Source organism: Massilia eurypsychrophila, assembly GCF_002760655.1.
In the GTDB taxonomy this organism is placed as follows: Bacteria; Pseudomonadota; Gammaproteobacteria; order Burkholderiales; family Burkholderiaceae_D; genus JAFCUW01.
Window position 1 is genome coordinate 23,371 of record NZ_PDOC01000014.1, and the last position, 12,774, is coordinate 36,144.

Annotated in this window: 12 protein-coding genes; 3 read left to right on the forward strand and 9 right to left on the reverse strand. The window is 64.7% G+C overall.

Annotated elements, in window-relative coordinates:
• Positions 1-6 precede the first annotated feature (6 nt).
• The 8 genes from fliM to fliF all read right to left on the reverse strand — a co-directional run bounded on the left by fliM (position 7) and on the right by fliF (position 8,432).
• Positions 7-987, reverse strand: a complete 981-nt coding sequence (gene fliM, locus CR105_RS19080; RefSeq protein WP_099791109.1) for a flagellar motor switch protein FliM — start codon at positions 985-987, stop codon at positions 7-9.
• A gap of 6 nt (positions 988-993) precedes the next feature.
• Positions 994-1,479 carry a flagellar basal body-associated protein FliL gene (gene fliL, locus CR105_RS19085; RefSeq protein WP_099791282.1) on the reverse strand — a complete coding sequence of 162 codons (486 nt, stop codon included), beginning with the start codon at positions 1,477-1,479 and terminating at the stop codon, positions 994-996.
• 343 nt (positions 1,480-1,822) lie between these two features.
• Positions 1,823-3,211 (reverse strand): flagellar hook-length control protein FliK, encoded by a 1,389-nt coding sequence (locus CR105_RS19090; protein ID WP_099791111.1) that lies wholly within the window; start codon positions 3,209-3,211, stop codon positions 1,823-1,825.
• Positions 3,212-3,242: 31 nt separating this feature from the next.
• Entirely contained in the window at positions 3,243-3,683 is a 441-nt protein-coding gene (gene fliJ, locus CR105_RS19095) for a flagellar export protein FliJ (protein ID WP_099791113.1), read from the reverse strand.
• 35 nt (positions 3,684-3,718) lie between these two features.
• Positions 3,719-5,221 carry a flagellar protein export ATPase FliI gene (fliI, locus tag CR105_RS19100; RefSeq protein ID WP_370660696.1) on the reverse strand — a complete coding sequence of 501 codons (1,503 nt, stop codon included), beginning with the start codon at positions 5,219-5,221 and terminating at the stop codon, positions 3,719-3,721.
• Positions 5,116-5,760, reverse strand: coding sequence for a flagellar assembly protein FliH (locus CR105_RS19105; protein ID WP_099791117.1), 645 nt, complete (start codon positions 5,758-5,760; stop codon positions 5,116-5,118). The genes fliI and CR105_RS19105 overlap by 106 nt, the downstream gene beginning before the upstream one ends.
• A gap of 13 nt (positions 5,761-5,773) precedes the next feature.
• Positions 5,774-6,769: a flagellar motor switch protein FliG gene (gene fliG, locus CR105_RS19110; protein WP_099791119.1), complete on the reverse strand. Its 996-nt coding sequence runs from the start codon at positions 6,767-6,769 to the stop codon at positions 5,774-5,776.
• Positions 6,762-8,432, reverse strand: a complete 1,671-nt coding sequence (fliF, locus tag CR105_RS19115; protein WP_099791284.1) for a flagellar basal-body MS-ring/collar protein FliF — start codon at positions 8,430-8,432, stop codon at positions 6,762-6,764. Before fliF ends, fliG begins: the two co-directional genes overlap by 8 nt.
• Positions 8,433-8,665: 233 nt before the next feature.
• On the opposite strand from fliF, the gene fliE reads away from it, so the two are divergent.
• Positions 8,666-9,013 carry a flagellar hook-basal body complex protein FliE gene (fliE, locus tag CR105_RS19120; protein ID WP_099791121.1) on the forward strand — a complete coding sequence of 116 codons (348 nt, stop codon included), beginning with the start codon at positions 8,666-8,668 and terminating at the stop codon, positions 9,011-9,013.
• A 32-nt stretch (positions 9,014-9,045) separates the two neighbouring features.
• On the opposite strand, the gene CR105_RS19125 is transcribed toward fliE, so the two are convergent.
• Positions 9,046-9,933: a PhzF family phenazine biosynthesis protein gene (locus tag CR105_RS19125; RefSeq protein ID WP_099791123.1), complete on the reverse strand. Its 888-nt coding sequence runs from the start codon at positions 9,931-9,933 to the stop codon at positions 9,046-9,048.
• A 144-nt stretch (positions 9,934-10,077) separates the two neighbouring features.
• On the opposite strand from CR105_RS19125, the gene CR105_RS19130 reads away from it, so the two are divergent.
• Complete coding sequence (locus CR105_RS19130; protein ID WP_229414015.1) at positions 10,078-11,151, forward strand: DUF5694 domain-containing protein; 1,074 nt, start codon at positions 10,078-10,080, stop codon at positions 11,149-11,151.
• Between the two features lie 261 nt (positions 11,152-11,412).
• Positions 11,413-12,774, forward strand: coding sequence for an amino acid permease (locus CR105_RS19135; protein WP_099791125.1), 1,362 nt, complete (start codon positions 11,413-11,415; stop codon positions 12,772-12,774).

Sequence of the window (12,774 nt, forward strand, 5' to 3'; positions counted from 1 at the left end):
CTGCTTTTATTTAGTGGAATCGGAATTGGCGAGCAGTTTCTCGACCTTCAGCGCGTACTGTCCGTTGAGCACGCCGTAGGTGCAATCCATCACCGGCACGCCGTCGACCGTGGCCTGGATCGTTTCCGGCACGGTGAGGGGAATGATGTCGCCCACCTTCATGTTCAGGATGTCGTCGAACGAGGCGCGGCCGGTGCCCAGCGTGGCGATCAGCTCGACTTCGGCGATCTGGATCTGCTGGGTCATCAGGCGGATCCAGCGCTTGTCCACTTCCAGCGCCTCGCCCTGCAGGCTCGACGTCAGCGCATCGCGGATCGGCTCGATCATCGAGTACGGCATGCAGAAGTGGATCTGGCCCGACACCGAGCCGAGCTCGACGGTGAAGGTCGACGACACTACCACCTCATTCGGCGTGGCGATGTTGGCGAACTGGGTGTTCATCTCGGAACGGATGTATTCGAACTCGACCGGGAAGACCGGCTCCCACGACTTGGTGTAGGCCTCGAACACGATATCGAGGATGCGCAAGATGATGCGCTGCTCGGTCTGGGTAAAGTCGCGGCCCTCGACGCGGGTGTGGAAACGGCCGTCGCCGCCGAACAGGTTGTCGACCAGCAGGAACACCAGGCCCGGATCGAACACCATCAGGGCGGTGCCGCGCAGCGGCTTCATGTGCACCAGGTTCAGGTTGGTCGGCACCACCAGGTTGCGGATGAATTCGCTGTACTTGGACACCCGCACCGAGCCGACCGACACTTCGGCGCTGCGGCGCAGGAAGTTGAACAGGCCGACGCGCAGCAGGCGCGCGAAGCGCTCGTTGATGATCTCGAGCGTCGGCATACGGCCGCGCACGATGCGTTCCTGCGTCGCCAGGTTGTAGGTGCGGACACCCGTGCTCTCTTCCGGCGCGGCAGCGTCGTCCTGATCGCCGTTGACGCCCTTGAGGAGGGCATCAACTTCTTCCTGGGAGAGAAAATTATCGGCCATTGAGCGTTACTGGATGATAAAAGCGGTAAACAGCACGTCGCTCACTTGCTGCGCTTCGCCCTTGTCGACGAACGGCTGCTTGACCGCGGCGACGATTTCCTTGGCCAGCAATTGCTTGCCTTCGACGGTCGAAATTTCGGACGCTTTTTTCCCGGACAACAGCAGCAGCACGCGGCTGCGCACCTTGGCCATGTTGGCCTTGATCGTTTCGCCTTCTTTCGCGTTCTGCACCTGCAGCGTGAATGCGATCTGCAAGAACTGTTCGCCCGTTTCCGGCTGCAGGTTGACGGTGAACGATTCGATCGGCACGTAGACGGGCGGCTCGGTACTGGCGACCTTTTGGGCGGCGCCGGCCGGCTTGTCCTGCATGAAAAACCAGGCCGCACCGGCGCCGAGACCGATGACCACGACGGCCATGATTATCATGATAAGCATTTTCTTCTTCGAGCCATTCGGCGCCGACGCTGGCTCTGCTTTGGAATCAGCCTTCATTTTGTCATTCGCTTTCAAGATACTCCAGATGCTGTAAGTGGATCGTCGCCGTCATTATGTCATTATCGGGATTAACCGGGCGATCGGATGCGTGGAAAAGAAGGAATAACAGCTTCCAACTCGTGGCTTGCTGGGGACATTAATGCGAAAGTAAAAACAAACGGCGCGGGAATGGATGTCGATAAGCCAATACGGCGGTCGATAATCCAGTAAAGCGATCGCCATCCCGCGAAGGCGGGAACCGCTGCCATTTATAACGCAGTGGCGAATTGGGTTTTGCCACTGCGACTGATTCAGTATAAATCCCCGCATGCGCGAGGATGACGGTGCCAGGTGCGGGCGTTTATGCGAACGTATCGACCAGGCCGGTGCCGCCGCGGGTCGCGCGTGGCGCTTCGGCCGTGCCGGCGACGTCGCCGCCGTCGCCGAAGCGGTTGCCGCCGCCCTGGCCGCGCGACTTCTCACCGTGCTGCGCCTGGCGCTGATCCTGCGCGCCTTCGCTGACTGACGCGTTGCCCAGCGAAATGCCGTTCTCGCTCATCATCTCGCGCAGCTTCGGCATCGCGTTTTCCAGCGCCTGCCGCACCTCCGGCTGCGCGGCGGTAAACGATACCGTCGCCTGGTCGTTCGTCACGCTCAGCACCACCTGCATCGGTCCCATGTCGGGCGGGTTCAAGGTCAGCGTGGCGCTTTGCTCCTTGCCGGCGACCATCCAGACGATCTTCTGGCCAACCTGGTTATCCCAGCCGGGGGTGCCGACCCGCGCCGCGATGCGCTCGCCCGGGTTGGCGGCATTGACTCCCTGCGCCATCACCTGCGACGCCTGCTGCACCGGCGCGCTGACCGGCGCGGCGGCAACCGCGGCCGGCTCCTTGATGGCGGTGATGTCGACCGCGCCTTCGCGTGCACGCGGCGCGGCGGCATCGACTTTGACCATCGTCGGCGCCAGCGCCGGTTCGGCTTTCGTCATCGCCGGCACGGCCTCGCCGTCGCCCTGAGTGGCAACCGCAGCCAGCGGTGTCAAACTGGCGGGGGCCTTGTCGGCGACGGCAGTGGCGTCGGCATCGACCGCGCCGCGCTGCAGCGCGAGGTCGACCTTGAGCGGCTCGGGCGCCGGTGCATCCATCATGCGCGCGGCGGCGCCGTCGACCGCGGCGGCGACTTCCTTGAACGACAACGTCTTGCCATCGGCGGCCGGCAGCGCCGCGCCGGCGAGCGTTTCGCTCAGCGCGGTGGAGTCGAGCTTGACAGGCTCGGTGGAATACTCGATCGGCGCGGACGCCTTCTTCAACGCGGCGAGTGCGGCAGCCGCGGCCAGCGGATCGGTGACCGGTGCGGCGGCAACCGCGGCCGGCTGGTTGAAAGCGGCGACCAGCGCGAGCATGTCGGCCACCGGGCTGACCGCGGCCGCGTCGGCGGCGTCGTCTTTGGCCTCGTCGGTGGCGGCGTCGCCGCTTGCCGCGGTGCGTTTGCCGTCGGCCGGCGTGGCCGGCGCGGCCGCCGGCTGGCGTTCGGCCTGCTGCGCCGGTGCCGCCTGTTGCGGCTTGGCGGCGGCGGCCTGCGGCTTGACCGGCGCGGCGGCCGGGCTCGGGGCAGGCTTACGCTGTTCGATCTCGCGCGACAGCGCCTGGCTAAATTGCGCGCCGTCGCCGGACGCATTGGCGTTGGCGTTGGCGTTGACGTTCGCGCGCGGCGCGGCGGCGGAAATCTGGGGCAGGGGAGGAGTGTGCATGGTCGTTTGGGTTCGTTGGCTGTCTATCAGGTCAGCGTTTGTAAAAGGCCTTGCGAGCCGCGAATTCGTCCACCTGCTTCTGGTCACGCTTGTTCTCGATGCGCAGCGTTTCGGCGGCGGCGCGTTCGGACAGCGTGCGGTACGACAGGCGCTTCCTCTCGCTCGTTTGCCAGCTGGTCTTCTCCACCGCGCTCTTGTGGTGCGCGTGCTTGGTTACCTCGCGCTGGCCGTTGATGGCGTTGTCAAGCTTGCCCAGGAAAGCGACAAAATTACGGTACGCCATCGGTGTGATCCCGGCCACCTGGGCCGCGTCGAGTCGCATCGCATAATCGTCGCGGTAGCCAAGCAGCATGGTCAGCTTCGCTTCGCACTCCTCGGCCGCCTTCAGCGCCGCACCGAGCCGCTTGGCCGCCGCGTCGCACTCGCGCTGGGCCAGGTCGATCAGGGTGTCGAGTGCGGAGAGGCTTGCCATAGTGAAAGATTATAGTCGGCCTGGCACCGCCGCCATCACTCAAACAGAGCGGTAAGTTGGGTCAAGCTCTCCTGCATGTCGACCTTGTCCGGGATCTCCTGGCACAGAAAGGCTTCGATGCGGTCGTGCAGCGCGATGGCCTGGTCGAGCACCGGGTCGCTGCCGGGCGCGTAGGCGCCCACGCTGATCAGGTCGCGCGAGCGCTGGTAGCGCGAATACAGCTGCTTGAGACGGCGCGCCGCGTGCTGGTGCGGCGTCGACGTGATGCCGTGCATGGCGCGGCTGATCGACTGCTCGATGTCGATCGCCGGGTAGTGGCCCGCTTCGGCCAGGTGGCGGTCGAGCACGATGTGGCCGTCCAAAATACCGCGCGCGGCGTCGGCGATCGGATCCTGCTGGTCGTCGCCCTCCGACAGCACGGTGTAGAACGCGGTGATCGAACCGCCGCCCTCGAGGCCATTGCCGGCCCGTTCGACCAGCACCGGCAGCTTGGCAAACACCGACGGCGGATAGCCCTTGGTGGCGGGCGGCTCGCCGATCGCCAGCGCGATTTCGCGCTGCGCCATCGCGTAGCGGGTCAGCGAATCCATGATCAGGAGGACGCTCTTGCCCTCGTCGCGAAAGTGTTCGGCGATCGCGGTGGCGTAGGCGGCGCCCTGCAGCCGCATCAGCGGCGGGCTGTCGGCGGGCGCCGCCACCACGGCCGAACGCGCGCGCCCGACGGGACCCAGAATCTGCTCGATGAATTCCTTCACCTCGCGGCCTCGTTCGCCGATCAGGCCGACGACGATGACGTCGGCGGTGGTGTAGCGCGCGATCATCCCCAGCAGCACCGACTTGCCGACGCCGGTGCCGGCGAACAGACCAAGGCGCTGGCCGCGGCCGACGGTGAGCATTGAGTTGATGGCCCGCACGCCGACGTCGAGCGTTTCGGTGATCGGCGCGCGGTCGAGCGGATTGACCGGGCGCGCGCTGATCGGCGCCATGTGCTGGGCGCCCAGTGGACCCAGGCCGTCGAGCGGGCGGCCGGCGCCGTCGACCACGCGTCCGAGCAGGGCGTCACCGACCGGCAGGTGGCGCGCGCGGTCGCTTGGCCGGCGGCGCGGGTGCGCCACGCTGCCAGGTTTCGGCACCGAGGCCTCGATCGGGAACACGCGCGAGCCGGGCACGATGCCTTCGACATCGCTTTGCGGCATCAGGAACAGGCGGTCGCCGTCGAAGCCGACTACTTCGGCTTCGACGCGGATGCCGTTGGCCATCGGGATGGTGCAGGCGCTGCCGACGGCCAGGCGCAGGCCGACGCATTCCATCACCAGGCCGGCGACGCGGGTGACGCGGCCCGACACCTGCATCGGTTCGACAAAGTCGAGCAGCGAATCGCAGTCGCGCAGGTAGGACTTCCAGCGCGCGGTGTGGCGGTCCGGCGGCACGCTCACGGGCCGAGCCAGTCGAGGTCTTTGCCCAGCGCGTGCGTCATGCGTTCCCAGCGCGTCGCCAGCTGGGCGTCGATCTGATTGGTGGCGGTATCGACTTTGCAGCCGCCGCGCGCGATGCTGGCGTCCTGCACCACGCGCCAGCCGCCCTTGTCGAGTTCTTCGCCGATTGCTTCGCGCACGATCGGCATGTCGGCGGGATTAAGCATCAGTACCGCCGGCTGCTGCACCACCGGCAGGTATTCGATCGCCTCGCGCACCACCGGGATCACCAGTTCGGGCTTGATCTCCAGCGCGCTGCGCAGCATGCCCTTGGCCAGGTGCAGCGCCAGGTCCAGCACATCGGCGGCGATGGTCTCGGCGGCGGCGGCCAGCGCGCCGCTGAATTCGAGCGCGATCGCCTGCAGGTGTTCGAGTTCGCGCGCAGCTTCGGCGCGCCCGATCGCCAGGCCGTCGGCGTAGCCTGCGCCGTGGCCTTCTTCGTGGCCGGCGGCGCGCGCCTGCTCGCGGATGGCGGCCAGTTCCTCGTCGGACGGCAGCAACACGACCGGTTCGACCGGCGCGGCGGCGGCGCGCTTGGCCACCACGCTCGGACGGTCGTCGCCGAACGAGTTCATTTCCCAGCGCTGGTAAGCGGTTTGCATCTCTTTGGGCGTATCAGACAAACGAATCCTCACCTTTTCCGCCTAATACGATCTGGCCTTCGTCGGACAGGCGGCGCACGATCTGCAGGATCTGTTTTTGCTGCGCTTCGACTTCAGACAGGCGCACCGGGCCCTTCGATTCGAGGTCCTCGCGCATCATCTCGCCGGCGCGCTGGCTCATGTTGCGGAAGATCTTCTCGCGCAGGTCCTGCGAGGCGCCTTTCAGCGCGATGATCAGCATCTCCGACTGCACTTCGCGCAGCAGCAGCTGGATGCCGCGGTCGTCGATGTCGATGATGTTATCGAACACGAACATCTCGTCCATGATCTTCTGCGCCATGTCGTTGTCGTAGTTCTTGATGTTGTCCATGACCGAGCCTTCCTGCTCGCCGCTCATGAAGTTGAGGATTTCGGCCGCCGCGCGCACGCCGCCGAGCGACGACTTCTTGATGTTCTCGTTACCCGACAACAGCTTGGTGAGCACGTCGTTCAGTTCGCGCAGCGCGGCCGGCTGCACGCCATCCAATGTGGCGATGCGCAGCACCACGTCGTTGCGCAGGCGGTCGGTGAAATTGCCGAGGATTTCGCAGGCCTGGTCGCGCTCGAGGTGGACCAGGATGGTGGCGATAATCTGCGGGTGCTCGTTGCGGATCAGCTCCGACACGGACGACGCGTCCATCCACTTCAGGCTCTCGATGCCGGAAGCGTCCTTGCCGCCCAGGATACGCGACAGCAGCACCGACGCCTTGTCGTCGCCGAGCGCTTTGGTCAGCACCTGGCGGATGTATTCGTCCGAATCGAGGCCGACGGTCGAATTGAGTTCGGTCTGCGCGCGAAACGCGTCGAGCACGGTGACCACCTGTTCGTGCTGCACGCTCTTCATCGTCGCCATCGCCGCGCCCAGTTTCAGCACTTCGCGCGGGCCGAGGAACTTCATCACTTCCGCAGCTTCCGTCTCGCCGATGGCGAGCATCAGGATGGCAGCCTTCTGGATGCCGTTATCATTCATTTGCGCCTACCCATGCCTTGACGACGTTGGCCACCACCCGCGGATCTTCGTGGGCCAGCTTTTTCGCCATGTTTAAATTTTCGCGGTAGCCAGCCACCTGCTGCGACACTTCCGCGCTTTGTTCGGCGCGCTCGGCTTCTTCCTCGACTTCTTCGATACTTGGCTTGACCGGCGCCGGCGGCAGGTCGGTGATCTGGTCGAACTTGCGCATCACCGGGCGCAGCATCGGGCGCAGCAGGCGGAAGTACAGGAACAGCAGCAGCAGCCCGGCGGCGAGGTACTTCAGCGCCTGGCGTCCGATCTCCTGCAGCTCGGGATCGCGCCACCACGCCAGCGCCTCGGCCGGCGCGACCGGCTTGTCGACGCCGTCGAACGGCGCGTTGGTCACGTTGAGGGTGTCGCCGCGCTCCTTCGAGAAACCCATTGCCTCCTTGACGAGGTCATTGATCTGCGCCACTTCGGCGGTGGTGAGCGCCTTGATGGTGACCTTGCCGGTCTTGGCGTCGACGATGCGGCGGTAGTTCACCACCACGCCGACCGACAGGCGCTTGATGCCGCCCATCGGGCGCTGCTCGAAGCGCACTGTCTTGTCCACTTCGTAATTGGTGGTGCTGTCCTTGCGGCTGGGGCCAGCGCCGGCCGCGGGCGCGCCCGGGGCGGGAGCGCCGCCGGTGATCGGCGCGGTGGCCACGCCCGGCGGCTGGTTCGACAGCGCGCCCGGCACGCCGCCGGCGGTGGCGCCTGGCGTGGCAGCTTCCGACGACTGCTGGCTGCGGATGGCTGACGCGGCCGGCGGCGAATTGGGCTTGTAGATTTCGGCGGCGGTGTCGACCTGCGCGAAGTCGACGTCGGCGGTCGCTTCGGCGCGCACGTTGCCCTGGCCGACCAGCGGCACGATCAGCGACTCGACCTGCTTGACGATGCCCTGCTGGATCTGCATGACATATTTGAGCTGGTTCGGATCGAGGTTCTTGGCGCCGGCCGGCTTCGAGGTATCCGACAGCAGGTTGCCGGCCTGGTCGACGACAGTGACGTTCGACGGCGGCAGTTCCGGCACGCTGGAGGCGACCAGGTGGACGATCGCGCTGACCTGGGCGGCATCGATGACGCGGCCGGTCTGCAGGTTGAGCAGCACCGAGGCGGTCGGCTTTTGCTGGTCGCGCACGAACACGGTCGGTTTCGGCAGCGCCAGGTGGACGCGGGCGGCGCTGACGGCGGCCAGCGACTGGATCGAGCGCGCCAGTTCGCCTTCGAGCGAGCGCTGGTAGTTGACCTGTTCGAGGAACTGCGACACGCCCAGCTTCTGGTTTTCCATCAGCTCGAAGCCGACGTTGCCGCCTTTCGGCAGGCCCTGCGCGGCCAGCTTGAGGCGGATGTCGTGGACCTGGCTGGCCGGCACCAGGATCGCGGCGCCGCCTTCGGAAAATTTGTACTTGACTGCCATCTGGTCGAGCGAGGCGGTGATGGCGCCGCCGTCGCGGTCGGTGAAGTTGGCAAACAGGACACGGTATTCCGGCTGCTGGCTCCACATCCACACAGCCGCCATGACTGCCAGCACGACCGCCGCACCGACGCCGAGCACGATGTTGCGTCCAAACGAAGTCTGGAGGAACGTCTGTTGCCCGGGTGGGTCGAGGACCAGGTTTTCCGCTGCTGCTGCCATGTTGATTTCCGAGAGCGACACGCCCAATGTGTGAATTCTTCCCGCACCTTGAACAAGGAATGGGGCTTAACCACAATTATGGGGTTGCCGCACCACAGTCAATCGCTGAAACAGAGCGTGGTTTGCGGCCTTGCTCCACGGGAATACGTCTGCACGCGGTGCTATTGTGACAGCCTGAGTCCGCTTGTACGCACATTGTACCTGCGCGCGGGCCGGCATAACAGGAGGCAGCAATGAATGTAGGCGGAATCGACAGTGGGCGCATCGAAGCGATGATGGCCCAACTCAAGGCGGCGGCGACCAAGCCGACCGGCGCGCCGGTGGCCCCGGTTGGCGCGGGCGAGACGCCGGCGGCGAAGGTCAACTTCTCCGACGCGCTGAAGTCGTCGCTCGAGCAGGTCAGCGGCGCGCAGCTCAAGTCCGAGGAACTGGGCCACAAGTTCGCCATGGGCGACGATTCGGTCAGCTTGTCGGACGTGATGATCTCGATGCAAAAGGCCAGCATTGGCTTTCAGGCGACGGTCCAGGTGCGCAACAAGATGGTGTCGGCGTACCACGAGATGATGAATATGCAGGTGTAATCCGCGGTCTTCTGTGCCGCCCGCTTAAGCTGTCATTCCCGTTCCGGCCGCAGTTGGCCGTCAACGCAGGTAACCGACATGCCGCCAACTTCAATCCGGTCGACGTCGATGGCGATGCGGATCAACCCGGCGCGGCCGACCGCCATTCCCTGTGAGGCGACAAAGCGCGCGCCGAAACGCTCGATCTGGCCCGTTGCCCGAATAAACGCCGCCATGCAGCCGTTTCCGCTGCCGCAAACCGGATCTTCGTCGATGCCGCTTGCCGGCGCGAACGCGCGCACCTCCACCTGCGCCGCTGCGCCCGTTGCGTGAGCGCCAAAAATGAGGACGCCGGTCGCGCGCGCTTTGGTATCCTGGATTTTCAGGCGCGCGAAATCAGGCTGGCAAGCCAGCACGGCCTGCGCATCCGTCAACTGCGCGACAATCCAGCGGGCGCCAACATCGACCAGTTGCGGCGGGGCGTCGCGCGATACGGCGCAACCGAGGTTCGCTTCCAGGTCGCGCGTTTCAGCTTCGGTCAGCGGCGTCAACTCCGGCTTTGGCAGTTCGAACGAAATCCAGCGGCCGCCAGCGGCGTCGGATTCCACGCGCAGCGGTATCAGCCCCTTGGCACATTGCTGCACCAGTACGCCGTCGCGCGCTTCGATCAGCCCGGCCTCCAGCAGCGCGTGCGCCGTGCCGATCGTCGGATGGCCCGCGAACGGCAATTCGGATGCGGGCGTGAAGATGCGCACGCGGTAGTCGGCGGCGGACGAACTGGCCGGCAGCACGAACGCGGTCTCCGACAGGTTGGTCCAGTTGGCGATCTGCTGCATCTGCTCGCCGGTGAGGCCGTCGGCCTTGAGGACCACGGCCAGCGGATTGCCCTTGAAAGGGACGGCGGTGAAGACATCGACTTGCTTGAATGGGATACTGTGCATCGACTGGCCTTGGGCTGAATGTGGGGATCAAAATCTATAAACAATATAGCGCAAGCGAGCGGGCATATGCATCCATCTTGAAGTGACATTTTTCGGCGCTGATGTAAATATCCAAAAAAATCATCAACCTGAGGGAGAAACTGAGTGTCGCGCCTATTTTGCTTGCTTGTGTCGATGGCGCTATCCAGCCTGGCTGCCGCGCAGGGTTATCAGCTCGATTTCAGTCCCAGTGCGCTCAAAGGTCCTGCCACGGGGACACCGAATGAGGTGCTGGTACTGGCCACGCCGCACCTGTCGCAACTGCCGGCTTCCTTCGACGCTACCAACTTGCAGCTGCTGAACGACCGGCTGGCGAGCTGGAAGCCGCAGGCGATCGCGATCGAAGCGCTGTCCGGGATGCAGTGCGATTTTCTGCGCCGTTTTCCGCATCGCTACAAGGAATCCATCGCCTCCTATTGTTGGGACCTGGCGCCGGCGCCTGCGGCTACCGGGCTCGATGTCCCGGCGGCCGCGGCGCAAGCCGAGCAGCTGCTTGCCGCCTGGCCTGCAGCACCGAGCGCGTCCCAGCGCAGGCACCTGGCAGCCGTGTTCCTCGCTGGCGGTGAGCGGGCACCGGCCGTCGTCCAGTGGCTGCGGCTGCCGGAAAGCGAACGGCAAGCCGGCGACGGCCTCGATGCGACGCTGGTCGAACAACTGCGCACGCTGGAGGGCAAGCGTGACGAAAGCTACCAGATCGCCGCGCGGCTGGCGGCGCGCTTGGGCCACGAACGGGTCTATGCGATGGACGATCAATCCGCCGACTCGATAAGTACCGACCGAAAAGCGTATGGCGAAGCAGTCATGAAGGCATGGGACAACCCTGCGACGAAAAAGCGCATGCGCGCAAATGAAGAGCTGAACAAACGGCTTGGCACGCCCGACGATGTGCTGGCGATGTACCGGGCGCACAACGGGCCGGGTGTGGGCCGGCTGGTGTTCGACAGCGATTTCGGCGCGGCGCTCAACGAGCCGTCGCCGCAGCGCTTCGGCCGCAACTATGTCGGCTACTGGGAAACACGCAATCTGCGCATGGTGGCGAACATCCGCGACGTGTTGACGGCGCGGCCTGGCAGCCGCTTGCTGGTAGTCGTCGGGGCCTCGCACAAGGCTTACTTTGACGCTTACCTGCATCAAATGCATGATGTATGCCTTGCCGATGTAGCGGCGTTGCTGCGCTAAAAGCTGGTGTCAGGTCTGACATTCGGACATTTCAAAAACGAAATGTCCGAATGTCAGACCTGACACCGGCATCGGACACCGGCATCGGATGGACGGCGAAGGGCAACTCGGCGGCCGGCGTGAAGATGCGAACGCGAACAAGGCGCTAGAATAGATGGCTTTGCGGCGACGCAATCGCAGTTCGCGCGGGCGCGCCGGTGCGGCTTGCGGCATCGGGACGGCGCAACGCTTGCCCGCCCATTTCCACTATTTTCCGACTCAATGATCCAACAATCCCATCAAAACACGCTCGAGCGCGGTCTGAGCAACCGTCACATCCAGCTGATCGCGCTGGGCGGCGCGGTCGGTACCGGACTGTTCCTGGGCGTCGCCCAAACGATCAAGCTCGCCGGGCCATCGGTCATCCTCGGTTACGCGATTGCCGGCCTGATGGCCTTCTTAATCATGCGCCAGCTGAGCGAGATGGTGGTCGATGAGCCGGTCGCCGGCTCGTTCAGCCACTTCGCCAACCGCTACTGGGGCCCGTTCGCCGGCTTTGCATCCGGCTGGAATTACTGGATCCTGTACGTGCTCGTCAGCATGGCCGAACTGACGGCCGTCGGCATCTACATCCAGTATTGGTGGCCCGGCGTGCCGATGTGGGCCTCTGCACTGGGCTTCTTCGTGCTGATTAACTGTATCAATCTGCTGCACGTGAAACTGTTCGGCGAGATGGAATTCTGGTTTGCCATCATCAAGGTGGCGGCGATCGTCGGCATGATCGGTTTCGGCAGCTACTTGCTGCTAAGCGGTACCGGCGGACCGCAGGCCAGCGTCGCCAACCTGTGGCAGCTGGGCGGTTTTTTCCCGCATGGCGTCGGCGGCATGGTCATGGCGATGGCCATCATCATGTTCTCGTTCGGCGGCCTGGAATTGGTCGGCATTACCGCCGCCGAAGCACAGTCGCCGCAACAGACTATTCCGAAGGCGACCAACCAGGTCGTGTACCGCATCCTCATTTTCTATGTCGGCGCGCTGTCGGTGCTGCTGTCGCTGTATCCGTGGAGCCAGGTCCAGCAAGGCGGCAGCCCGTTCGTGCTGATTTTCCAGGCGCTCGACAACGGGTGGGTGGCATCCGCGCTCAACATGGTGGTGCTAACGGCGGCGCTGTCGGTGTACAACAGCTGCGTCTACAGCAATAGCCGCATGCTGCTCGGCCTGGCGCTGCAGGGCCACGCGCCGCGCAAGCTGGCGCACCTCAACGCGCGCGGGATCCCGCTGCATGCGCTGGGCGTGTCGGCGGCGGCCACCGCCTTCGGCGTCGTGGTGAACTATGTCATGCCGGAGAAAGCGTTCGAGATATTGATGATGCTGGTTGTGGCGGCCTTGATGATCAACTGGGCAACCATCAGCATCACGCATCTTAAATTCAGCAAGAGCAAGCAGTTGGCAGGTCAGACCACCACATTTCCGAGCTGGGGCAAGCCTTGGACTAACTACCTGTGCCTGGCGTTCATGGCGGGGATCGTGGTGATCATGTTGCTGACGCCGTCGATGCGGATCGCCGTGGCCATGATGCCGGCATGGGTCGTTGTGCTTGCCGCGTGCTACTGGATCAAGCAGCGCAACGCCATTCGCGTTTAG

Excerpts from the sequence above, each read along its gene's own strand:
- fliM (WP_099791109.1), bottom strand. The coding sequence starts at position 987 with ATGGCCGATAATTTTCTCTCCCAGGAAGAAGTTGATGCCCTCCTCAAG.
- fliL (WP_099791282.1), bottom strand. The coding sequence starts at position 1,479 with ATGAAGGCTGATTCCAAAGCAGAGCCAGCGTCGGCGCCGAATGGCTCG.
- CR105_RS19090 (WP_099791111.1), bottom strand. The coding sequence starts at position 3,211 with ATGCACACTCCTCCCCTGCCCCAGATTTCCGCCGCCGCGCCGCGCGCG.
- fliJ (WP_099791113.1), bottom strand. The coding sequence starts at position 3,683 with ATGGCAAGCCTCTCCGCACTCGACACCCTGATCGACCTGGCCCAGCGC.
- CR105_RS19105 (WP_099791117.1), bottom strand. The coding sequence starts at position 5,760 with ATGCAAACCGCTTACCAGCGCTGGGAAATGAACTCGTTCGGCGACGAC.
- fliG (WP_099791119.1), bottom strand. The coding sequence starts at position 6,769 with ATGAATGATAACGGCATCCAGAAGGCTGCCATCCTGATGCTCGCCATC.
- fliF (WP_099791284.1), bottom strand. The coding sequence starts at position 8,432 with ATGGCAGCAGCAGCGGAAAACCTGGTCCTCGACCCACCCGGGCAACAG.
- fliE (WP_099791121.1), top strand. The coding sequence starts at position 8,666 with ATGAATGTAGGCGGAATCGACAGTGGGCGCATCGAAGCGATGATGGCC.
- CR105_RS19125 (WP_099791123.1), bottom strand. The coding sequence starts at position 9,933 with ATGCACAGTATCCCATTCAAGCAAGTCGATGTCTTCACCGCCGTCCCT.
- CR105_RS19135 (WP_099791125.1), top strand. The coding sequence starts at position 11,413 with ATGATCCAACAATCCCATCAAAACACGCTCGAGCGCGGTCTGAGCAAC.